The organism is Rossellomorea sp. YZS02 (assembly GCF_033963925.1).
GTDB lineage: Bacteria > Bacillota > Bacilli > Bacillales > Bacillaceae_B > Rossellomorea.
Map to the genome: position 1 here is coordinate 122,116 of NZ_JAXBLY010000001.1, position 23,531 is coordinate 145,646.

The 23,531-nt window shown below is 44.5% G+C and carries 22 protein-coding genes, 1 other RNA gene and 1 other annotated feature; of the genes, 3 read left to right on the plus strand and 20 right to left on the minus strand.

The window, feature by feature from the left end; genetic code table 11:
• Positions 1–109: 109 nt before the first annotated feature.
• From SLH55_RS00630 to cymR, 10 genes are all read right to left on the minus strand, one after another.
• Positions 110–1,186, minus strand: a complete 1,077-nt coding sequence (locus SLH55_RS00630; protein WP_320322282.1) for an AI-2E family transporter — start codon at positions 1,184–1,186, stop codon at positions 110–112.
• A 321-nt stretch (positions 1,187–1,507) separates the two neighbouring features.
• Positions 1,508–1,639: a YrzQ family protein gene (locus SLH55_RS00635; protein WP_219166877.1), complete on the minus strand. Its 132-nt coding sequence runs from the start codon at positions 1,637–1,639 to the stop codon at positions 1,508–1,510.
• Between the two features lie 15 nt (positions 1,640–1,654).
• The gene (locus SLH55_RS00640) at positions 1,655–1,840 is read right to left on the minus strand and encodes a hypothetical protein (protein ID WP_034757353.1); all 186 of its coding nucleotides are present in this window, start codon (positions 1,838–1,840) and stop codon (positions 1,655–1,657) included.
• Between the two features lie 191 nt (positions 1,841–2,031).
• The gene (gene bioB, locus SLH55_RS00645) at positions 2,032–3,039 is read right to left on the minus strand and encodes a biotin synthase BioB (RefSeq protein WP_320322283.1); all 1,008 of its coding nucleotides are present in this window, start codon (positions 3,037–3,039) and stop codon (positions 2,032–2,034) included.
• A 15-nt stretch (positions 3,040–3,054) separates the two neighbouring features.
• Positions 3,055–3,651: a biotin transporter BioY gene (locus SLH55_RS00650; RefSeq protein ID WP_219166875.1), complete on the minus strand. Its 597-nt coding sequence runs from the start codon at positions 3,649–3,651 to the stop codon at positions 3,055–3,057.
• A gap of 162 nt (positions 3,652–3,813) precedes the next feature.
• Positions 3,814–6,210 carry an ATP-dependent RecD-like DNA helicase gene (locus SLH55_RS00655; protein ID WP_320322284.1) on the minus strand — a complete coding sequence of 799 codons (2,397 nt, stop codon included), beginning with the start codon at positions 6,208–6,210 and terminating at the stop codon, positions 3,814–3,816.
• Positions 6,211–6,227: 17 nt separating this feature from the next.
• Positions 6,228–6,899 carry a tetratricopeptide repeat protein gene (locus tag SLH55_RS00660; RefSeq protein WP_320322285.1) on the minus strand — a complete coding sequence of 224 codons (672 nt, stop codon included), beginning with the start codon at positions 6,897–6,899 and terminating at the stop codon, positions 6,228–6,230.
• Positions 6,900–7,058: 159 nt separating this feature from the next.
• Entirely contained in the window at positions 7,059–8,174 is a 1,116-nt protein-coding gene (gene mnmA / locus SLH55_RS00665) for a tRNA 2-thiouridine(34) synthase MnmA (protein ID WP_219166872.1), read from the minus strand.
• A gap of 42 nt (positions 8,175–8,216) precedes the next feature.
• A complete protein-coding gene (locus SLH55_RS00670; protein ID WP_320322286.1) occupies positions 8,217–9,359 on the minus strand; it encodes a cysteine desulfurase family protein in 1,143 nt (380 codons plus the stop codon).
• Between the two features lie 13 nt (positions 9,360–9,372).
• The gene (gene cymR, locus SLH55_RS00675; protein WP_044339554.1) at positions 9,373–9,792 is read right to left on the minus strand and encodes a cysteine metabolism transcriptional regulator CymR; all 420 of its coding nucleotides are present in this window, start codon (positions 9,790–9,792) and stop codon (positions 9,373–9,375) included.
• A gap of 194 nt (positions 9,793–9,986) precedes the next feature.
• On the opposite strand from cymR, the gene SLH55_RS00680 reads away from it, so the two are divergent.
• Positions 9,987–11,264 carry a replication-associated recombination protein A gene (locus SLH55_RS00680; RefSeq protein WP_257474933.1) on the plus strand — a complete coding sequence of 426 codons (1,278 nt, stop codon included), beginning with the start codon at positions 9,987–9,989 and terminating at the stop codon, positions 11,262–11,264.
• Positions 11,265–11,689: 425 nt separating this feature from the next.
• Positions 11,690–12,409, plus strand: a complete 720-nt coding sequence (locus tag SLH55_RS00685) for a protein-glutamine gamma-glutamyltransferase (RefSeq protein ID WP_320322287.1) — start codon at positions 11,690–11,692, stop codon at positions 12,407–12,409.
• An 83-nt stretch (positions 12,410–12,492) separates the two neighbouring features.
• On the opposite strand, the gene SLH55_RS00690 is transcribed toward SLH55_RS00685, so the two are convergent.
• The 10 genes from SLH55_RS00690 to SLH55_RS00735 form a co-directional block, all read right to left on the minus strand.
• Positions 12,493–13,443, minus strand: a complete 951-nt coding sequence (locus SLH55_RS00690) for an ABC transporter permease (protein WP_219166869.1) — start codon at positions 13,441–13,443, stop codon at positions 12,493–12,495.
• Positions 13,436–14,362 carry an ABC transporter ATP-binding protein gene (locus SLH55_RS00695; RefSeq protein ID WP_219166925.1) on the minus strand — a complete coding sequence of 309 codons (927 nt, stop codon included), beginning with the start codon at positions 14,360–14,362 and terminating at the stop codon, positions 13,436–13,438. The genes SLH55_RS00690 and SLH55_RS00695 overlap by 8 nt, the downstream gene beginning before the upstream one ends.
• The gene (locus SLH55_RS00700) at positions 14,362–15,072 is read right to left on the minus strand and encodes an ABC transporter ATP-binding protein (protein ID WP_320322288.1); all 711 of its coding nucleotides are present in this window, start codon (positions 15,070–15,072) and stop codon (positions 14,362–14,364) included. The genes SLH55_RS00695 and SLH55_RS00700 overlap by 1 nt, the downstream gene beginning before the upstream one ends.
• A gap of 2 nt (positions 15,073–15,074) precedes the next feature.
• Positions 15,075–15,449, minus strand: coding sequence for a GntR family transcriptional regulator (locus tag SLH55_RS00705; RefSeq protein ID WP_219166867.1), 375 nt, complete (start codon positions 15,447–15,449; stop codon positions 15,075–15,077).
• Positions 15,450–15,451: 2 nt separating this feature from the next.
• Positions 15,452–16,231, minus strand: a complete 780-nt coding sequence (locus SLH55_RS00710; RefSeq protein WP_219166866.1) for a hypothetical protein — start codon at positions 16,229–16,231, stop codon at positions 15,452–15,454.
• Between the two features lie 442 nt (positions 16,232–16,673).
• Positions 16,674–17,438 carry a ThiF family adenylyltransferase gene (locus tag SLH55_RS00715; protein WP_219166865.1) on the minus strand — a complete coding sequence of 255 codons (765 nt, stop codon included), beginning with the start codon at positions 17,436–17,438 and terminating at the stop codon, positions 16,674–16,676.
• Positions 17,439–17,637: 199 nt separating this feature from the next.
• Positions 17,638–17,827: non-coding RNA, 6S RNA (gene ssrS, locus SLH55_RS00720), on the minus strand.
• 70 nt (positions 17,828–17,897) lie between these two features.
• The gene (gene aspS / locus SLH55_RS00725; RefSeq protein WP_320322289.1) at positions 17,898–19,664 is read right to left on the minus strand and encodes an aspartate--tRNA ligase; all 1,767 of its coding nucleotides are present in this window, start codon (positions 19,662–19,664) and stop codon (positions 17,898–17,900) included.
• A 31-nt stretch (positions 19,665–19,695) separates the two neighbouring features.
• Positions 19,696–20,970, minus strand: coding sequence for a histidine--tRNA ligase (gene hisS / locus SLH55_RS00730; protein WP_226673222.1), 1,275 nt, complete (start codon positions 20,968–20,970; stop codon positions 19,696–19,698).
• 68 nt (positions 20,971–21,038) lie between these two features.
• Positions 21,039–21,269, minus strand: a binding site (T-box leader).
• Between the two features lie 70 nt (positions 21,270–21,339).
• Positions 21,340–21,516 (minus strand): RNA polymerase subunit sigma-70, encoded by a 177-nt coding sequence (locus SLH55_RS00735; RefSeq protein ID WP_098353229.1) that lies wholly within the window; start codon positions 21,514–21,516, stop codon positions 21,340–21,342.
• A gap of 246 nt (positions 21,517–21,762) precedes the next feature.
• On the opposite strand from SLH55_RS00735, the gene SLH55_RS00740 reads away from it, so the two are divergent.
• On the plus strand, positions 21,763–23,487 hold the full coding sequence (locus SLH55_RS00740) for an SH3 domain-containing protein (protein ID WP_320322470.1): 1,725 nt from the start codon (positions 21,763–21,765) through the stop codon (positions 23,485–23,487).
• Positions 23,488–23,531 lie beyond the last annotated feature (44 nt).

The window sequence follows — 23,531 nt, forward strand, 5'->3', positions numbered from 1 at the left end:
GACTATAACGTACTCGGGTCCTTCACTGATTTTATTTATTAGAATACTTGTATATGTTGGATTATAGAAATATTCATTGTATTTGTCAATGACCATTGCCACTTTTCAGCTATTCATCGATCTTTGTATGAAGAAAATGGGTCCTTCCGTGTAAAATGGCCACTTTAATGACGGCAAGAAAGGGCACTGCTACAATCATGCCGATCACACCACCTACCTCGCCTCCCAGGATTAAAGCACCCATGATGAATAAAGGGTGCATATGAAGACTTTTACCGACGATGAGTGGTGATAGAATGTTCCCCTCCAAGAACTGCAGGACCACCACCATAATGACAACATAGATCACCATATTCGTGGAGATCGTACTTGCGATGATGGCTGCCGGAACAGCCCCGATGATCGGGCCGAAATACGGGATCACGTTCGTCACACCAATGATCAAGCCAAGAATCAAGGGATACTTCATCCCGATCAGCCACAAAGTGACAGCTGAAATTCCGCCAATGATCAAGCAAACCAGAAGCTGTCCCCTGATATAGCCACCAAGGGACTCATCCACGTCTCTTAAAAATGAAATGGCACTTTTCCTCCATTTTTTTGGAGTGAGCTGCCACATAAATGTCTTTACCTTTGTGATATCTTTCAATAGGTAGAAAGATACGAAGGGAATGATGGCAACGATAAGCAGGCTGTTCATGAATTTCATGACGGTCGCCAGAACAACGGCCACAAGACCCGTCACCCAGGCCTCAAGGCCATCGATTCGTTTCTCGAGCTGTGACTGGATCCCGTCCGGCCAAGTTGCCGTTTCACTCTGAACAATCTTAAGCCACCCCTGATACTGCTTCGTGAAAACGGGGGCATTCTCCGATAAATCCCTCAGCTGATGGATGATGGCAGGGGTCCCTTTGTATATGGCATAGCCCAATCCCCCAAAGAAGAGGAGATAGATGAAGAGGATAGCGATTCCCCTATGAATGCCAGCCTCATGAAGTTTTTCCACTACCGGATGAAGCAGGTATGCGATGAACCCTCCTATGACGAAAGGAAGCAGGGAAAAGAATAAGACCTCCAGTACGGGATGCCACACCGGCTTCAATAAATACAGAACATAAAGGAATAGTGCAAGAATAAGGGCCATTGAAAGCCTGTATATCCACTTGGCATAGAGTCTCTTCTCCATCAGGGGCACCTCCTACTTTTCTTCTCTATTGTTTGAAAATAGGAGGTGGTTTTATTCAGAAAATGATGTATTTGGTATGTTTAATCGCTGTATTTCGAAAGCATGGAACGTAAGAAAGGATTCATTCCTTTTTTAGGAATGGGGAGGATGGGATATACTTCGTTCTGGAGTTTATTGCGTCAATATTGGGTATGATTGCGTCATTTTATTTTTATTCGCGTCAAAAACAATCGTAATTGCGTCATTTATTCTTGTATTACGTCAATTACCAATTATTTCCTCAAAAAAAGACTGACCCTTAAAGGTCAGCCTCTCTTTAGCTTAAAAAAGTTTCTTTACTTGTTTACGGATTCGTTTCATTTGTTTCTGGCTCATCATATTGGATCTTTGCGAATAAATGGAAGCCGCAACTCCTGCTCCGAAACCGACAATGGATGCAAATGTTTTATTCAAGAAAGACACCTCTTCCTAGCTTAATCGGCGTTCTTCCTCATCAAACAAGTCATCTAAGGAGCTGAGTGATCCATCTTCCTCCACTTGGTGGGTATGAATGACTCCCTTAGATAAGGAAAGCTCTATATAACATCCCCAACAATAATATTGGTTGATGCCGATCTTTCCGATATCTTTGCTCTGACAATTTGGACACTTCATGGGTACGTTCACCTCAGGCTACACCAGAAATGGTGATTATTCCCTACCATCATGTCCGATTCATGCCTGTTTTATACTTGTTTAATGGGAAGAGACGCACAAACGGTGAATCACCGTTCTTATATAGTGTAGGTCATTTTCCCGAAAACATAAGACGAAACCTTTTCCATAGCATCCATTGAATATTTCTCTTATGATAAAGTGAGCGTTTGTCCGCTTCCTTCTTTTACATAATCGATTTCAAATCCTAAATCTTCAAGCATCTGGTGATCGGCCGTCCCTTCCTGTCCTGCCGTCGTCAAGTAATCCCCCACAAAAATCGAATTAGCGGGATAAAGACCAAACGGCTGCAAGCTGCGAAGGTTCACTTCACGTCCTCCTGAAATCCGGATTTCCTTTGTCGGGTTGATGAAACGCATTAAACAAAGCACCTTTAAACAATAACGCGGGTTTAGCTCATTTGTCCCTTCAAGAGGCGTACCATCAATGGCATGTAGGAAATTGACCGGTATCGAGTCGGCGTCGAGGACCTTTAAGCTGTTTGCCATGTCCACCACATCCTGGAGCGTTTCTTTCATACCGACGATAATGCCTGAGCATGGTGATATCCCTTGTGCCTTAGCCTGTTCCACTGTATTGATCCTGTCTTCGTATGTATGGGATGTGGTGATGTTTTCATGGTGGTTACTGGATGTGTTGATGTTATGGTTATAACGATCCACTCCCGCTTCTTTTAAACGTTTTGCCTGATCTCCTTTTAGTAATCCGAGACATGCGCACACTTTCAAATTATACTGATCCTTAATTTCTTTCACCGCTGAAACGACATGGTCCACTTCCCGATTGCTCGGGCCTCGTCCACTCGCTACGATGCAATAGGTGCCGACATTCAGCTTATGTGCATTTTCGGCTCCCTTCATGATCGTGTCTTTATCGACCATGCGGTACTTTTCGATCGGTGCATCAGACACACTCGACTGTGAACAGTACCCGCAATTTTCAGGACACAGTCCCGATTTGGTGTTGATGATCATATTTAATTTGACCTTATTGCCGTAATAATGTTTTCGAATCTGGTAGGCTCCGTGCAATAACTCTAAGAGTTCTTCATCCGGACTTTCCAAAATCGATAATGCTTCTTCGTTTGTTAGTTCCGCTCCCCCAATGACCTCTTCGGCAAGCTCCTTCCACGTTTTCATCTCGTTTCCTCCCCTTTATGCTGCTCGATTTAAGTTTCTGAATGCACTCTTTGAAAGTACCGATTTCTCCAGTCGATGAGCCATCATACCAGCACAGACAGCTAAAATGATGTCTTTAGGCAGCGGCACGACCATCCATGCCCATGCTAATTTATAGGTGAAGCCTTCCGGGGCTTGTGCCCACAACTTATACGCTGCGTACATCCAGTTCGTGCCGAACACATAATTGACTATCATGCCGACTATTGCAGCGAAGATATAGGTCTTGACCCCTTTGTGTTTTTCTACGATTTTCCCCGTAATGTAAGCTGTAAAAATAAATGAAACGATAAATCCGAAAGTAGGGCTCACAATAGAAGATAAACCTGCCCCGAATCTTGCAAAAACAGGAACACCCACTAATCCCACCAGTGCGTACACTGTCATGGATATGGCCCCGACCCTGCTTCCAAGAATGGCTCCTGCTAAAATGGCGAAAAACGTTTGTAATGTAATGGGTACACCGCCCACTACCATAAAAGGTGCGAATGTCGTGATGTTTGCACCTATCGCCATAAGTGCAACAAACATTCCTGCGAGTGTAAGATCGATCGTTCGTAATTTTCTGTTCATCTGTCTTCCCCCATCTGTCGTTTCTTGTACAAGATAAGGATATCGCTTAAAATGATTATATGTCAACTCAAATATTATTTAAGTTAACATAAATAGCTCGTTACATAAAAAAGGTTGACGAATGAACCATTTCCAAATTAGGAAAATCTTCATTCGTCAACCTTATGCTTTCATAAAATCGTATGGTGTGATGCCTTCCATACCAATCATAGGATCTTCATTGAGCAGAAGTTCCTCAATCGGCATGGTTTCGTCAAGTGAATCCTTTTTCGTACTGACTTCAAAATCCAGTAAGCCCCTTAACTTCTCACTCAAGGTCGTCTTTCTAAGAAAATCATCTTCCCTTTCAACGCCCAGTCTAAATGCATCCAGCTCCCCGCAAAGAATGAGAAACTGTTTACTGCGTGTGATGGCCGTATACAACAGGTTTCTTCGCAGCATGCGGTAATAGCTCTTCACAACCGGTAAAATCACAATGGGAAACTCGCTGCCCTGGGATTTATGAATTGAGCAGCAGTACGCATGGGTAATTTGCATGAGGTCCTGTCGGGTATACGTGACCTCATTCCCTTCGTATGAAACGATGATCATGTCCTGTTTTTCAGTGTTTTCTTTTGCGTAAAAAATCGAAACGATTTCACCGATATCCCCATTGAATACATTGTTTTCAGGCTGATTGACAAGCTGAAGAACCTTATCTCCAATGCGGTATTTCACATCCCCGAATGCGAGCTCTTTCCGTGTGCCATCATTGGAATTGAAGATCTCCTGAAGAAGTTCATTCAAACGGTCGATACCTGCCGGGCCCCGGTACATGGGGGCAAGTACCTGTATATCCTTTGGTGTGTAGCCTTTCTTCTTTGCGTTTTCCACCACTTTTTGAACAACGTCGGAAATCTGATTGGTTCTGCACGGGAAGAAGGAACGATCCTCTTGCTGTTTCGTCAAATCGGCAGGGACCTGTCCCTTCTTCATATGGTGAGCCAGTTCAATGATCGAAGAACCTTCTTCCTGTCTATAGATATCCGTCAACCTGACAGTCGGGACCACTTCTGAATTCAGTAAGTCCTTCAATACCTGACCGGGACCGACAGAAGGGAGCTGGTCTTCATCACCGACAAAAATCACTTGAATGCCTTCAGGCAGAGCCTTCAGCAATTGATGGGCGAGCCAGGTATCGACCATTGACACCTCATCCACAATCAAAAGTTTTCCTTCAATCGCCCGTTCTTCATCGCTTTGGAATCCTTCCTGGCCGTTCCATCCAAGGAGCCGGTGAATGGTCATGGCGGGAAGGCCGGTGGATTCAGTCATTCGCTTAGCCGCACGTCCTGTAGGGGCCGTCAGCAATACCGGGAACGGTTCGTCTTTATAGTCCTTCGGATCCAGGGAGCAGCCGTGAAGATCGGCGAACAGTTCGACGATTCCCTGAATGACGGTCGTCTTACCGGTACCGGGTCCTCCCGTCAATAGAAGCATAGGGGACATCAACGCCGTTTCGATGGCCTCTTTTTGGGATGGTGCATACTGTACTCCCAACCTGTCTTCAAGTGCCCCCAATGATAAAAGAAATTCCGATTGGGGGAATTGATCTTTATACTGGGTCTGCGAGAGAAGCTTTTCAATATTTGTCACTATCCCCTTTTCGGAAAAATACAGGGATGGCACATACACCTTCGTTCCTTCCCCCACGACCTTGCTCTCTTCCTCCAGGGAGACTAGTTGACTGGAAATATCAGTGTAGTCGATTTTTTCAGGCTGACTCTTCTCGAGCAGTTCCTTCACCGTTACAATCAGCTCTTCTGCTTCCAAGTATACATGGCCCTGCTTGACGCACGTTTGTTCCAATGTATATAAACAGCCCGCTTTGATTCGGTCCGGGTGGCTGCCTGTCAGTCCAATCTTCGCCCCCAATTCATCCGCCCGGGTAAAGCCGATCCCCTCGATATCTTCCACAAGCTTATAGGGATTATTCTGGATGATTTCAAGTGCCTGTTCCTTATAAGCCTGGTAGACCCTCATGGAGATTTGAGGACCGAAGCCCATGTCATTCAGCATGATCATGACACGCTCAAGGCCCTGATGCTCGGAAAGCGTATCATAGATACTCTTCGCCTTTTCCTTTGGCAGCTTTGGGATTTCATCAAGGAGGCCGGGGTTTTCGAGGATTTTGCCAATGGCATTTTCCCCGATATGCTCCACAATCTTCTCAGCTGTCTTTTTCCCTATCCCTTTGAATAGATCACTGGATAAATAATGGACGACCCCCTGTGTGGTTTGGGGGATTTCCTTCTTGAAATGCTTCGCATGAAACTGCATGCCAAACCTTGGATGCTCCTGGAATCGCCCATAAAACACATATGTCTCATCTTCATGAATCTTAGGGAAGTTCCCGGTTACGACCGCTTCTTTATCCTCATAAGAATCATTTGTTTCATCAACACGAATTCTGACCACCGTGTAGAGATTTTCTTCATTATGAAAAATGGTGACAAGATGCCTTCCTTTAATATAGGTTTCTTCCTCACCAAACAGCTTTAAAGAGTCTTGCTGGCTCAAGGCAGTGAACCCCCTAACTATTCACTTTGTTCATTTTGAAGCTTTTCGATCATCTTGATGCCATAGCCTGCTAGCATATGATCCGGTTGCACTTCGATTGCTTTATTGAAATACTTCTGTGCCGTGTCTGCATCATCCTTGTGACCTGCATAAGCAACCCCTAAGTTGTAGTAAGCATCTGCGTGCTCGGGATCAGCTTCCACTACTGTGGTCAATTGATTGATCGCCTCTTCATATGCTTCCACTTTGGCAAGACAAAGTCCCAATTGGAAACGCGCCTCTACGTCTTCTTCATTCAGTTCCACACTTCGCTGTAAGTACGGCAGAGCCAGTCTCGGCTGCTCTAATTGAAACAGGCTGATTCCAAGCATAAAGTAGACGTCGGCATTCTCCATCCCTTTAGTAATCGCCTTTTCGAATTGATCCTTTGCTTCGTCAAAATGATTCTCATTGAAATACAGATTTCCAAGGGAGTAATAAGCAGCTCCTGCATTATCATCAATAGAAATTGCACGTTCAAAAAACTTTTTCGCTTTTTCGTTGTCGCCAACCGACATCAGTACATTCCCAAAATTGATATATCCAACCGGATCCTTCGGGCTTTCTTCTATGGCTTCTGTAAATAGTTTTACCGCCTCTTCTACCTTTCCTTCTTGCAATAACTCGATTCCTTTTAAATTCTTATCCAATATAAACACCTCTATATAGTCTATTAGTTATGTATATAATCCCACTTATCGTTACTAGTATAACATAAGGGACGCTCCACAATGGAATACATCCATGATGAAAAAAAGGACTGAGAGATAAGAGTTAAGCCCCCTCTATTTCTCAGTCCTTTAATAGCATTAACCTACGTATGTCAGTTTTTTCTCATCTTTGAAAATTGTATCGATCGTTCCTCCACCCAGGCACTCATCTCCGTTGTAGAAAACAACCGCCTGACCCGGTGTGACCGCTCTGATCGGTTCATCAAAGATCACTTTCACCTTACCGTCTTCCAGCGGTACCACCGTGACTTTATTGTCATCCTGACGGTATCGGAATTTTGCCGTGCAAGCAAATTCAGAAGGTTTATCCCCGTTCGATGTCCAGTGAACATCCGTTGCAAGGATGGAATCTGAATAAAGCGCAGGATGTTCAAAGCTTTGACCAACGTATAGGACGTTTCTTTCAAGGTCCTTCCCGATGGCAAACCACGGTTCACCAGCACCACCGATGCCAAGGCCATGACGTTGACCGATAGTATAGTACATGAGGCCGTCATGCTTGCCCATCACTTTTCCATCTAACGTCTCCATCTTCCCGGGTTGTGCCGGAAGATAATTACTCAGGAAATCTTTGAAATTGCGTTCGCCAATGAAGCAAATACCCGTACTGTCTTTTTTAGTTGCAGTAGCAAGACCGGCTTCCTTTGCGATTTCACGCACCTTTTTCTTGTCGATGCCCCCAAGCGGGAACATGACTTTCTCTAATTGGTCCTGTCCCAGCTGATTGAGGAAATACGTTTGATCCTTATTGTTATCGACCCCGCGCAGCATTTTATACTCACCGTCGCGGTACTCAACCTGGGCATAATGACCGGTTGCCAAATAGTCCGCACCTAATTTCAGTGCATGATCAAGGAATGCCTTGAACTTGATTTCCTTATTGCACATCACATCCGGATTCGGTGTTCTTCCGGCTTTATATTCATCCAGGAAATATGTGAACACTTTATCCCAGTATTGTTTCTCAAAATTCACAGCGTAGTAAGGGATCCCTATTTGGTTACAAACTCGAATGACATCATTGTAGTCTTCCGTTGCGGTGCAGACTCCGTTTTCATCTGTATCATCCCAGTTCTTCATGAAAATCCCGATGACTTCATAGCCCTGCTCTTTTAATAATAATGCGGCTACAGAAGAATCCACCCCGCCGGACATTCCAACGACCACTCTTGTATCCTTCGGTTCTTTTTTCACTAACGCCACCTCCTTCATTCCATTCAATCGCCCGTTCGGACGTTATGCTCTCAACCTCTTCACGATCCTTGCCACTTCATGGGCAGTCCATTCAATCTGCTCCTCCGTATTCCCTATACCAAAGCTGAAGCGGATGGAATTCCTTGATCTCTCAGACTGCTTTCCATACATCGCCACAAGGACATGTGAAGGTTCTATAGATCCAGCCGTACAAGCGGACCCGCTTGAAACAGCGATACCTGACATATCTAAATTCATCAACATGGATTCAACATCCGTGCCGGGAAAGCTTAAGTTTAGCACATGGGGTAATCCATGCTCAAGGGATCCGTTCTCTTCGAATTCAATCCCGTCGTCAGTTAAGGTTTCTTTTAATAATTTCTTTAGTTCAGAGAGCTTGCTATGCTTTTCTTCAATTGAATGCTGGGCAAGTTCCACTGCCTTACCAAGGCCGGTGATTGCAGGGACGTTTTCAGTTCCCGCACGGCGTTTTCGTTCCTGTTCACCGCCGTATAATCTCGGCTGAATGTCCACATTTTTATGGGTATAAAGAAAGCCGATTCCTTTAGGTCCATTGATCTTATGCCCTGAAACGGAAAGTAAATCGACCCCCAGTTCCTGCACATTCATGGCCGTCAACCCAAAGGCCTGTACAGCATCTGAATGAAAATAGGCCTGATGGTCCTTTAACAGTTCTCCGATCTCTTTGATGGGCTGAAGTGTTCCTACTTCGTTATTCCCAAACATGATGGTCACAAGGATCGTATCATCACGGAGTTCTTTTTGCAGGTCCTCCATCGAGATTCTTCCTGAACGATCCACCGGCAGGTAGGTGACCTCGAACCCTTTGGATTCAAGAAATGCACAAGCATGTAAAACCGCATGATGCTCGGTTTGTGTTGTAATGATGTGCTTTCCATTTGCCATATTCGCTTCCGCGCTACCGATGATCGCTAAGTTATCCGCTTCCGTTCCACCACTTGTAAAAATGATTTCATTATATTCTGCATGGATGCTCTCTGCAATGATGGTTCGTGCATGATCCACAAGGTGACGTGATGCACGGCCAAATGAATGAATGCTCGATGGATTACCAAAGGTCTCCTTCATCACTGTTGTCATTTCATCAATCACTTCAGGATGCATGGGCGACGTTGCAGCATGATCCAGATACACTCTTTCCATTTATCGTTACCTCCTAGATATAGAACATGTACGCATCGGATTCACCATCATCCGAGTGGCTCGCCAGATCTTCTATCGTTGTATTATCAAGCACTTCTTTGACCGCATCACGGATCCTGATCCACAGCTCACGTTTTGCCGGTTCTTCATCCTCAATTCCTTCTACCGGACTGATGGGCCCTTCAAGGATGCGGATAATATCTCCTGCCGTAATTTCTGAAGGTTCATGGCCTAAGACATAACCACCGTAAGCCCCCCGGATACTCCTGACAAGGCCCCCGTTCCGGAGTGGTGCGACCAGCTGTTCAAGATAATGTTCTGACAGTTCATGTTGCTGTGCGATCGTTTTTAGTGAAGTAGGCCCTTCACCATGGCGTTTTGCGAGTTCAATCATAATCGTTAGTCCGTATCGGCCTTTTGTTGATATCTTCATGTACAGCACCTCTACTATATTTAATAACGTCTTGTTCAGACGTCTATTTCTTCTGCATTGACTTTTGTTATTATAGCATATCCGCCCTCACACTGTGAAAGGGGCGGCTTTACCTTCCATCCACATTATTTCCTTAATGGAGGCTCCTGTGATAAAGTGAATGTAACTAGAACGTCAGTTTGGAGAGATGATTCATGTCGATAAAACCACTTGCCTTCAAGATGAGACCAAGGACAATCGAGGAAATCATCGGGCAGCAGCATTTAGTCGGAGAAGGAAAAATCATCGACCGGATGGTAAAAGCAAAACAACTTTCCTCCATGATCCTGTATGGACCGCCAGGCATAGGTAAAACTTCCATCGCGAGCGCCATCGCGGGAAGTACTAAATATCGCTTCAAAACACTGAACGCCGTGACGAATAATAAAAAAGATATACAGATCGTGGCGGAAGAAGCGAAAATGTCGGGTAAGGTCATTCTTTTATTAGACGAGGTCCATCGCTTGGATAAAGGGAAACAGGACTTTCTTCTTCCTTATTTAGAGAACGGGATGATTACGTTAATCGGTGCTACAACGAGCAACCCCTATCACGCCATCAATCCAGCTATACGGAGCAGATGCCAGATTTTCGAATTAAAGCCGCTGTCAATCGAGGAAATGAAAACAGCGCTGATTCGTGCAATCGAGGATAAAGAACGGGGATTGGGAGAGTATTCACTCCATGTAACGGACGAAGCCATCGAGCATTTTGCCAGCAGCAGCTTCGGTGATGTAAGAAGTTCACTGAATGCCCTGGAATTGGCTGTACTTTCCACCTCACAGGATGAAGACGGTGTGATTCATATCGATGTCTCCATAGCAGAAGAATGCCTTCAGAAGAAAAGCTTTTCACACGATAAAGACGGAGACGCCCATTATGATGTTGTGAGCGCGTTTCAGAAATCGATTCGCGGGAGTGATGTGAATGCGGCACTTCACTACTTGGGTAGGCTCGTTGAAGCCGGAGATCTACCGAGCATCGCACGGAGGCTGCTCGTGATTGCCTATGAAGATATCGGACTTGCCAACCCTCAAGCAGGACCAAGGACACTGGCAGCGGTGGAAACCGCTGAAAAAATCGGTTTTCCGGAAGCCAGGATTCCGTTGGCAAACGCAATCATCGAACTTTGTCTTTCACCCAAGTCAAACTCTGCGATCACTGCCATTGACCTTGCCCTTTCTGATATACGGAAAGGCAAGAGCGGCGAGGTGCCGGATCACTTGAAAGATGCACACTATCAAGGGGCAAAGGAATTGGGCAGAGGCGTGGAATATAAATATCCACACAGCTATGAATCAGGTTGGGTCAAGCAGACTTACCTGCCGGATAAACTAAAAAAAGCTCAATACTACACCCCGAAAGCGACAGGTAAATTCGAACAGGCCATCGCTCAGGTGTATGAGAAGATTAATAAACAGATGAAACCCTAAAGCGGAGGCGGCCTGGGTAGCCCCGACAAGCATAAGACGAGCCACCGGAAAGGCGCTTTTTGCCTTTTTGGTGGCTCGTCTTTTGTATAAGGGAAATGTTGAGCCAACAATGGGGGATACTCACGTTTGGCCATCTTTCGGGTGGAAATCATGCGAGAGTCGGAAGGAATCACACGAATAATCAGATAATCGTGCGGGATATAGATTTTTCATGCGAGATTTTGAGTTATCATGCGAAATTTCGAATAATCGTGCCTACCTGTCGAATTTCTTTATCTTCCGTTTTGCTCAGCTCACTGTCATTTCTGGAAGTCCACTTGAAACCAACTTTTTGCAGCTCTCTTCGGACAACACTTTTTCTCTATATGTATACCATTTCCATTCATCCAAACATACATTAATAAAAAAGCCCGGAGGTGTATGGATTGATCATCATAGAGAATGAAACAGCTCCCAAGGATTTACCTAATCTGACATCCGTTCAGGAACGAATCTTCACTTCATTGAAAGAGAGCCCTACCGACTATCGTTATCTCAATCTTACTGAGCTTAAATATGAACTAAAAGTAAGAGAGCGGATCATCGCGAATGCAAAAGACATGAATGAGGGCGATGCCACTTTTTCTGCTTTCGAGCATTCTAAATTCAACCCGATTTACTGGATTAAAACGCCTTTCGGTTACCAACTTAAAGATTCTAAGCTTCCTTCAGATGCCATTGAAGATGTTTTTACAAACAGCTCCGCTTACAGCTTCGAATGTGTCACTAGCATCGTTCTGATTTATTATAAGTCGATTTTGGATACGATCAGCACACCTTATTTCAATCGATTATATTCATCACTCCTTGTGTGGGGACACAACTATGATGATGATCTTCCGATGGTCACGTACGAAGGGCTCGATTATATCCCGGGAGATGTTTATTACTTCTTCAACCCTGATTTTGAGGACCCTATCTGGATGGGTGAAAACTCAGTGTTCATCAAGGAGGATCAGTATTTCGGTCACGGTGTGGGGCTCATGACTCATGACGAAATGATCGAGGCCTTGAATACGCTGCGCAAAAAGGAAGCAACGAAATCCGCTTACCTCCTTGAGCAGGTCACACGCCTGAAATTTTCTGATTTGTACCGATACACATAAAGAGGGACGGACTATGATAAGGTCCGTCCCTCTTTGTGTAAAGTCTTTCTGTATCTCTTTTCTATTTGTCTAGTTCCGCTTTTCTATGCTGCTACATCCCTCTTATTAAAGACGATGAAAGCGAGCAGTTGGAAAATGAGGAAGTAGATGATGAGCATGGTGATGGAAAAGCCCATGGTCATACTGTCCACAAGTGGCGGTGTGAAACCTGTGTATTGAGTCAGGTCTGTGTTGGCAAACAGGCTGTATTTGGCCCAATCGAATTTCAGTGCAAGCAGGCTTGTGGCATTTCCTCCGACGAATAAAAGGAATAATGAAATCCCGATCGCCAAGGAACTGCTTCTGAAAACAGCTGAAATCATGAAGGCCATTGTAGCCATCATGACAATATTGATGGTTTGTAACAAGTAGTGCTTGATCAGGTATCCTACGATACTCTGCTCGACCACTTTCCCATCTACAAATGCGAGATGAGTGGATTGATCCGTTCCCCCGAACAATATGAGCCCAAGGAGGAGCGATACGACGAAGAGAATTAATAGCATACTCATTCCATATAAAATGACGGTTAAATATTTTGAAAGGAGAATCTTGGTCCTTGAGATTGGCCTGATGAGCAACAGCTTGATGGTTCCCCAACTGAATTCACTCGCGACGATACCCGCCGCCACAATGATGGTAAAAAGCCCAACTACCAGAACGATATTGGCATTCATTTCGACAAATGTCCATGCCGATTCTTTCGCTTTTGGCTCAATATCTTTTTCAATACGATATTCATTTATCGCAATACTTCGTTCTTTATCATTTTTTATGAATTTATTCAAATTTGGATTTTCAGCCAACATCTGCTTATCCGATTCCACCTGTGCGGAAAGTTCCTGCTTCCAGTTATCCATTTCTTTCACTTTCATATCGCTATACTTCGTAAAAGCCCCTGTCACCCCAATAATGAGAATCAACAGCCCAAGCATCACATACGTTCCGACGCGCTTGAAGATTTTTGTCCACTCATTTCTGATAAGACTAAGCATGCACGACCTCTCCTTTGTCATTTGTAATTTCCAGGAATCTGTCTTCTAATGTTTTGGCTACAGGCATGACGCTGTATATTTGCACATCAGCTTCTACCAGTGCCCTTATGACGTCCGGCACTTGTTCTTTTGTCAGGGCAACCTGAACCTGCGACCCTTGCGATTCGAATTTGATCCCTGAATCGATTGCGTTAAGAACAGCTGTGATTTTATCAACATCATTGATTTCAAAGTGATATACCTGTTCAGATCCTTCCACAAAGTCCCTTACCTGTTGTACATCGACAAGTTTGCCGGACTGGATGATACCGATTCGGTCACACATCATTTCCATTTCGGATAATAAGTGACTCGATACGATGACCGCCATGCCCTCTTCCTGGGCGAGCTTTCTGATATACGCACGGATTTCACGGATTCCCGCCGGATCCAGACCGTTTGTCGGCTCATCGAGGATGAGCAGCTTCGGTTTATGAAGCAGACATTGGGCAAGACCCAGACGCTGTCTCATTCCAAGAGAGTACGTTTTCACCTTATCATTGATGCGATCCGTCAGACCTACCAGTTCAATGACTTCTTTCATTCGTTCATCGGTAATTCCTTTTTGCATGCGGGCGAAGTGCTTTAAGTTCTGATATCCTGACATGAATTTATATAGCTCAGGATTTTCAACAATTGCCCCCACATCTTTAATGGCACCTTCGAAGTCTTTCTTGATGCTTTTCCCGGTAATCAGTACATCTCCTTTTGAAATATTCATCAATCCTACAATCATACGGATTGTCGTCGTTTTTCCCGCTCCATTCGGTCCGAGGAACCCAAAGACCTCTCCTTCGTACACATCAAACGTTAATTGATCAATAATGGTCTTGCCTTTGATGACCTTTGAAACACCTTGTAATTGCACAACCGGCTTCATCATTTCATCTTCCTTTCTGATTTTGTGCTCTTTTTCAACCACTGCAGGACAGACAAACCATCTGTTTCTCTCAGTTCCTCCACGATGCAGTGTCCCAGTATTTGACCATTAGAGATGATAAAAGCTTCATCCAGAATGGCTTCAATCTCATCTATTTCATGGGTTGCGATGATTACGGTCTGATTTCCGAAATCAATATACGACAGAAGGCCTTTTACAATTGTGTCCCTCACCATTGGGTCCAGTCCCGAGAATGGTTCATCCAGAAGCAATACTTCTGTGTTACGGGAAAGGGCCAGTACCAGCTTCAGTCTCCCCCTGTTTCCTTTTGACAGATGTTTGATTTTCTTACTCTGGTCGAGTTCCATGAAAGAAATCAAATCTTTTGCTCGATCTGAATCAAAGTCAGGGAATTGGGAGGCGTAGAAACAGATCATTTGTTCAACAGTGAAAGCTTCATAAAACATATCCAGTTCTGTCAAATAAGCTACTTCACTTGCTATTTTCCGGGTGACCGTTTTTCCATTCAAGGTGACATTCCCTTTGTTCGGAAGCACAAGCCCTGCGATCATCTTCAATGTAGTGGACTTACCGCTGCCGTTCGGTCCAAGGAGCCCATACACCTTCCCCTTTTCAAAGTGAAAGGATGTTTGATTCAATGCTGTTTCGTTACCATATTTTTTGATGACACCATCAAATTTCACCACCATCTCTATTCCTCCCTTCCTTGACCAAGGTATTTTTCAACACCCTGGATCATCTGCTCTTTTGTCAGACCCAGTTCTTTCATATTTCGAATGAAGGACTCAATCACTTCTCTCTGGACCTTCTCATTCAGTACGGTCAAAACTTCTTCCCTTTCTGTCACAAATGTCCCCTGTCCTCTCCTTGTCTCCACAATGTCCATCCTTTCCAACTCACTGTATGTCCGTTGAATGGTATTCGGATTCACCCCGGATTGAACGGCCATTTCCCGGACAGAAGGCAGTTTATCACCCGGAGATAATTCATTCCTGACGATTTCACGTATGATGCGATCGGCTATTTGAATGTATATAGGCTTGGAGGCTGTATATTCTTCTGTCATAGCTACACCTCTACCTTGCGATCCAGCAGTCTGCAGGAAATGATAAACACGATGATCACGATCATCCCTTCAAACAGGAATGGCAGGACCGGCAGAGGAATCATATCAAGATTGAAACCGGCATTCGTCTCATTCGCATTCACCGAGAAAAAGAAACCTGAACTTACCTTTACAGTGAACGTTTCAAAGAAAAGTTTTTCCACCCAATCAATGCTCATCAGGAAGGCCACCAGACTTTGATACAAAATGATGAATCCTGCAATAAAGATCCAACGTATATGTTTGATGGACGGATATTTTGAGAGTGAATGATAGAGCGTCCACAGGAATATCCCCCAGCCTGAAAAGTAAAGGCCACCTATTGTCACTCCCAGATTAAAAAGGATCCCCTCTTTTATCGGCCAATAAGAAAATAGGGAATCATCGGGATAAAGGAACATCATCAAAACGCCCAACCCATCCACCAACAATAGTGATAATGTAGAGTACAGGGATGCAATGATCAGCTTCGGCATTATGAGCATAAACCCGCTGTGGGGGCTGTGAAGCCAAAGCTGAGTTTTTCCTTCTAAACGCAGCATGGATAACACCATTCCCGGCAAAAAGGCAAAATGAAATACTCCGATCATGATCAGAAATATTTGTATAATACCTGGTTCGTGTACATAATTTCCAATCACCAGTCCTATGATAAACAGCAGAACAATGATGGCAATCCAACCATAAAACCAAATACTTGAGGTTTTAAAGTCTTTCCAGAGAAGACCTTTAAACGCATTCATGGTTACACTCCTCCGTAACGTGTTTTAGTGTTCTAGTTAGATAGTACACTATCACACGTAAGGAGGTCAATCCTTTTTTTACCTATTAATGGAATTAAATTAAAAAGAGGCTGGGACATAACTAAATCCCTTCACTCAAAAGACGAATAATGTGTATTTTTTTAAAGATCGCGTGTATATACCGCTGTTGATTTCCGTGCAAGACTTCGCTTTCCACGGGCGGAAGGCGAGCCTCCTCGTCGCTGTCGCTCCTGCGGGGTCTCACCTATTCCGCTTTTCCCGTAGGAGTCTTCGTCTTGCACTCCAATCAACAGCTGGAAAGTGCTAAATACAGAATTAACTTTTGTGCTCAAATAAAAAATCCGAACTAGTGAGATTCTCATCATATCACTAGTTCGGATTTTTCTTTGGCTGAAACCTTTTTGTCCCAGCCTCTTAACTATCATTTATCTTTTACCCTTTTGATTTCGATGTCTTTCAACAGCTGGTTCATGACATGACTTGCTGCAATCAGACCTGCCACTGAAGGAACGAATGCATTAGAAGATGGTGGTAGTTGGGCTTTGCGGATCTTCGCGTCATCCTTCCCTACTTCCTTTCTGATATCTTCACGGATCACGATAGGACTCTCATCAGAGAATACGACCGTCACACCTTTCTTGATCCCCTCTTTTTTCAGGCGGGTACGGATCACTTTCGCAATTGGATCTGTATGCGTCTTGCTGATATCAGCAATTTTGAATCGCGTTGGATCGGTTTTATTCGCCGCTCCCATGCTCGCGATTAAAGGAATATCCCGTTTTAGGCATTCCTTCATCAAATGAATTTTATAGGAAATCGTATCAGAAGCATCAATGACATAATCCAACCCTTGATTGAAGAATTCCTCGTATGTTTCTTCTGTATAGAACATCTTCAGGGCAATGACTTCACATTCCGGATTGATATCCATTATGCGGTCCCTCATCAAATCGACCTTTGGCTGGCCCACTGTAGAGAGAAGTGCATGAACTTGACGATTTACATTTGTAATATCCACATCATCTTTATCCACTAATACAAGACGGCCTACACCTGACCGGGCTAAAGCTTCAGCTGCGAAGGATCCCACTCCCCCGATACCCAGTACGGCCACCGTACTATTCTTTAGGGTTTGAAGACCTTCTTTACCGATCGCTAGTTCGTTTCGTGAAAACTGGTGTAGCAAAATAATCAACTCCATTATAAGTATTCAACTAGGTTTATACTGAATTAGAATAAAGGAAAGGGGGCAGAAAATCAATATGAAATGTTGTCCTTCTCTTTCGTTTACCCCATTTAGAGTAGATTTAGTCCCAACAAAAAAGTCAGGCTTCTATGAGCCTGACTTTCAATCTATGAGATCTTCATTCATATATCATGATTGGACGAGTCCCAATCGTGCCGTCGCCATCATTTCCTTCGTTTTGAACCCGCTCTCGGCAGGTGGGTGCTTTATTCCACTATTTGTTAGTCCCCGGTACGGGGCATGAACGCCTAGCAGAAACATCAAGCTCCCAAAGTTTGAATTGTTCGGTCAAAACTGTTAGGTAAAAACGTCGCACACATCAGGACTCGTTTGTGATTGTTTAAATAATATCATATCACCATGCGTATTTCAACGAATGACCCCCGGTATTTACTTACATTATTCTACATCGAGCGACAAAGATAACTCTTTTAATTGAGCTTCACTGACTCCCCCTGGCGCATCAGTGAGTACACAGCTTGCGCTCGCCGTTTTCGGGAAGGCGATCGTATCACGAAGATTTGTGCGGCCGGACAACAACATCACCAACCGGTCAAGTCCTAAGGCAATTCCACCATGTGGAGGCGTTCCGTATTCGAAGGCCTCTAATAGGAAACCGAACTGCTCTTCCGCCTCTTCCTTGGAGAATCCAAGCACTTTAAACATTTTCTCCTGAATGTCACGTTCATAAATACGGAGTGATCCTCCTCCAAGTTCATACCCGTTCAGTACCAGGTCATATGCTTCTGCACGAACAGCTGCCGGGTCTGTTTCGAAGAGTTCAATGTCTTCCTTCACAGGCATCGTGAACGGATGATGGGCCGCATAGTAACGGTTCTCCCCTTCGTCGAACTCAAGAAGCGGCCAGTCTGTCACCCACAGGAAGTTGAATTTCGTTTCATCGATCAGCTTCAGGTCTTTTCCTAATTTCAAGCGGAGAGCACCAAGGGCATCTGCCACGACTGATGTCTTATCAGCGACGAATAACAGTAAGTCTCCTGCTTCTGCATCTGCTGACGTTGAAATTGCGGACGCATCTTCTTCAGTCACAAATTTCGAAATCGGTCCTTTCAAGCCTTCTTCTTCTACCTTCAACCAGGCCAGTCCTTTTGCTCCATAACGGGAAACAAATTCCGTCAATCCATCAATATCTTTACGGGAATATTGGGATGCACCGCCTTTAACATTGACCAGCTTCACCTGACCACCGTTTGCGACAGCACCTGCAAATACTTTAAACCCTGATTCCTTCACGATTTCTGATACATCGATCAGTTCCATCCCGAAGCGTGTGTCCGGTTTATCTGATCCATAACGGCTCATGGCATCGTCATACGTCATTCTTGGGATTGGCAATGAAACATTCACGTCTTTTACATCACTCATCAGCTTCTTCATCATATCTTCCACAAGTGAGATGATCTCTTCTTTATCCATGAAGCTCATTTCCATGTCAATCTGGGTGAATTCAGGTTGACGGTCGGCACGAAGGTCTTCATCACGGAAACAGCGGGCGATTTGATAATAACGGTCGAAGCCGGACACCATCAAGAGCTGCTTAAAGATTTGCGGTGACTGAGGCAGCGCATAAAATTCACCTTTGTGGACACGGCTCGGTACCAAATAGTCACGTGCACCTTCTGGCGTACTTTTGGTTAAGATCGGTGTTTCGACATCCAGGAATCCGTTATCGTTTAGGAAATTACGGAAAGAAGTCGTCACATTGTGGCGCATCTTGAACGTTTCCATCATCGCCGGACGTCGAAGATCTACATAACGATATTTCAATCGGACGTCTTCTGACACTTCCATTTGGTCATCGATCATGAATGGTGGCGTTTTGGCTTCATTGATGATTTCGACCTCGTCTGCGTGGATTTCCACTTTCCCTGTCTTCAGGTTCGGGTTTACCGTTCCTTCTCCCCTTGCGACGACCGTACCAGTCACACTAAGGACATATTCATTACGGATTTTTTCCGCAAGAGCGAGTGCCTCCCCTGATAGATCAGGATTAAACACGACCTGGACGATTCCCTCTCTGTCACGAAGGTCGATGAAGATAAGTCCTCCCAAGTCCCTTCTTTTTTGTACCCAGCCTTTGATCGTGATTTTTTCACCGATGTACGATTCTGTTATGTCTCCACAATACGCCGTTCTTTTTGTCATCATATTCTCCTCCTTGTCAAATCAACAGGTTCTATTTACCAAGCTTGGTTTTCATTTTGTCAACAAAGTGATCAAGGTTGATTTCTTCCTGCTCACCCGTAGCCATATCTTTCAGGTTGATCTTATTTTCCTGTAATTCGTTATCACCGATCACAGCTACATATTTCGCTTCATATCGATCAGCCGCCTTGAATTGTCCTTTCACCTTGCGATCCAGATAATCCTTTTCCGAAGAAATACCTGATGCTCTAAGGTTGTGAAGAAGCTTTACAGCATAGTCCTTCGCTTCATCCCCCATTGATACGATAAAGCATTCGACTCCCTGCTCAATCGGGAGCTCGACCCCTTCTGCTTCAAGTGCAGAAAGGAGTCTTTCTATACTAAAGGCAAATCCGATCCCGGGTGTTTCAGGTCCGCCGATCATTTCGACCAGGCCATTGTAGCGTCCGCCCCCGCAAAGAGTTGTGATCGCCCCAAAACCTTCTGCGTCACTCATGATTTCAAATGCCGTGTGGTTATAGTAGTCCAGTCCCCGGACAAGGGTGGGATCGACTACAAACTCCACATCCATATCTGAAAGATGAGTTTGAACTTTTTCAAAATATTGCTTTGATTCGTCATTTAAGTAATCAAGAATCGATGGTGCGGTAGACATTAGTTCGTGGTCACGGTCCTTCTTACAATCAAGGATTCGTAATGGATTCTTCTCTAATCGATTCTGGCAATCCCCACAAAATTCATCGATTCTCGGCTTGAAATGATTGATCAGCGCCTCTCTGTGCGCATTTCTGCTTCCGGCATCGCCAAGGCTGTTGATGACAAGCTTTAATTGCGTCAGCCCCAACTTCTTATAGATCCCCATTGCGAGTGAGATCACTTCAGCATCGATTGCGGGATCTTCACTTCCGAGAGCTTCAACCCCGAACTGAACAAATTGACGGTACCTGCCGGCCTGAGGTCGCTCATAACGGAACATAGGTCCAGAATAGAAAAGCTTTGTCGGTTGATTTGGGTGGCCGAACATTTTATTCCCTACAAAGGAACGGACGACAGAAGCAGTACCTTCTGGACGAAGCGCAAGGCTTCTTCCTCCGCGGTCCTCGAACATATACATTTCTTTTTGGACGATATCCGTTGTATCTCCCACTCCCCGTGTGAATAATTCACTTGCCTCGAAAATAGGGGTGCGAATTTCTTTATATTGATAGTTATGGCAAAGAGTCTTTGCTACTTCCTCTACATACTGCCATTTTTCCACTTCACCTGGCAGAATGTCCTGTGTACCTCTTGGAATCTGAATGGACAAGATGATTTCCTCCTTCTATGTGAATGATTATATGTAAATAAAAAAAGCCCTCGTCCCTTGTATCATATACAAGGGACGAGAGCTGTTATTCCCGTGGTGCCACCCTAATTGAAGTCTATTAAGACTTCCACTTAGCCAGTTAACGCCTGGTACGTTCTTCTCCTACTAACAGTACGTTTTCAGAGAGAAACCTCCTGAGTGTTCATTCACTAAGTCACTTTGTAGAAATGCTCTCAGCCAAGGCATTTCCTCTCTTTACACGTGGGGTTTTAGCTACTATGCTCGATCAACGGTTTTTGTAAATGTTATTTTATTTCTATAATGATACGGTTGCCGTTAGTCCATGTCAAGTGGTTAAAGAAAATTTCGTCAGGATCTCTCCATTTTCTTTTTTAACAACTTGACTTCCCGTAATGATAATCCGAATTCGGAAGCAAGTTCCACGTTCAAAGCATCCTTCTCACGTTCTAAAAACTGGTGAAAATCAACTCCAAACAACTGGTTGTCACCATTTGCGTTCATGAATCCTTTTTCACTTGACCTCATGTCCTCTCATCCTTTCAAAAAAACATTCCTACTCTTATCATTTCCAATTACCTATTTTTCTTTCGGTTTAGAGGAATTTAATTTTTTTTATCGTAATTAAACCATAAGGATTTTTGAAAGTGAGCACCAAATTCTTATAAGAATTGTCATATGGTGTTCAACAGTTGCATGAATAATCCGATATTACTATAGGGATTTGTACACATCATTCTGGAGGTGAAGAAGATTAAAAAAGTATTGGCATCAATGTTGATTGTGCTCTTATTGCTCCCGTTTCAGACTGGTGGGGGCAATGTCCATGCCGAAACGGGCAAGGTCACGATCAGCGTGTCGACCTTGAATGTCCGTACAGGACCAGGATTAAGCTACTCCGTTCTAACGAAGGTACATAGAGGGGAAGAGTACAAGATTGTAGACACTCAAAAGGATTGGTATAAAGTAAAGACGGATAGTGGGGAAGGCTGGGTGGCCGATTGGCTCGTTTCAGCTGAGACTGCCGTTTCTGAGGACTCTTCGACACATGAAGCGCGTGTCAACACTGATGGACTGCGGGTCAGAACCGGTCCAAGCACGTCCGATGGAGTTGTGACCGTCTTACACAATGGAGATGCGGTGAACGTGACGGATGAAGACGGAGAATGGCTACACATTGAATCTGGAGGCACCAGGGGATGGGTCCACAGTCAATACGTATCCGGAAAAGATTCCACATCCTCCACACCTTCCAAAAAAAGCGAAAACGAACAGGGAATCATCACGGATAATGCCTTAAATGTCCGGAATTCCCCTTCTCTTCAAAGTTCCGTCCTCGGTGTGCTGAACAAGGGGGATAAAGTGGAAGTGACAGGAAGCGTCACCGGCTGGTATGAAATTGAATTCGGTAACGACAAAGCCTGGATCAGCGAATCATATGTTGAATTCTCTGCTGGCGCGGCTGATGCAGGCTCTGATGAAGAAAGTACATCACCCCCTGAAGATCTGGTCGGGATTATCACGGTTCACGGCTTAAACGTCAGAGATGAGACATCCCTGAACGGCCGTATCGTCGGCAAAGTGTCCAAGGGCGAGAAATACAAATTAATGAAAGAGAAGAACAACTGGTACCAAATCAAGCTTGAAAATGGGAATAAAGGGTGGATTGCCGGCTGGTATGTACAAAAAACGGTGACGGCCGCTGCCCATGAAACGAATAGCACCAATGAAAATGTTACGATTTTATATAATGGAACCAATATCCGCAGTGAAGCAAACACAGGGGCAAGTGTCTTAAAGCGTGCAGCAAGCGGAGAATCATTTCCAGTGAACAGTAAAAACGGAGACTGGTATGAAGTGGAATTACCCGATGGCAGTGCTGGTTTCGTTGCAGGCTGGGTCGTTTCGGTCCGATCTGCCGCTGGGGAAAATACCACCCCCACCCGTAAAAAAAGCGGAGGGATTCAAGATAAAGTAATTGTAATCGATCCTGGCCACGGCGGAAGAGACAGTGGGACTACAGGAGCAAGCGGGACACTGGAGAAGTTATTGACAATGAAAACCGGGGAACTCCTCGCTGAAAAATTGAAAAGTGCCGGAGCAAAAGTCATTATGACAAGAAAAACAGATGAATATTTATCTTTACCTTCAAGGGTATCATTATCTCATTATTATCAGGCAGATGCCTTTATCAGTATTCACTTTGACAGCATTATGGACTCTTCCATCGCAGGTCATACCACATATTACTATCATAATCAGCAGAAGGAGCTGGCAGACGACATCCACGGAAGCCTTTCAGACCGATTACCTACCCTGGACCGCGGTGTCCGCATCGGGGACTATCATGTCATCCGTGAAAACAACCGGCCAGCCGTCCTGTTGGAATTAGGTTTCCTCAGTAACCCTACTGAAGAAGCCAATGTAAACACTCAGTATTTTCAAGATCTGGCGGCCACCGCCATCTATCATGGTTTAGGTGATTATTTTTCAGAGTGATGTCCGGCGCCATTCCATTAAAAAGGCAGATCCCGAAACGTCGG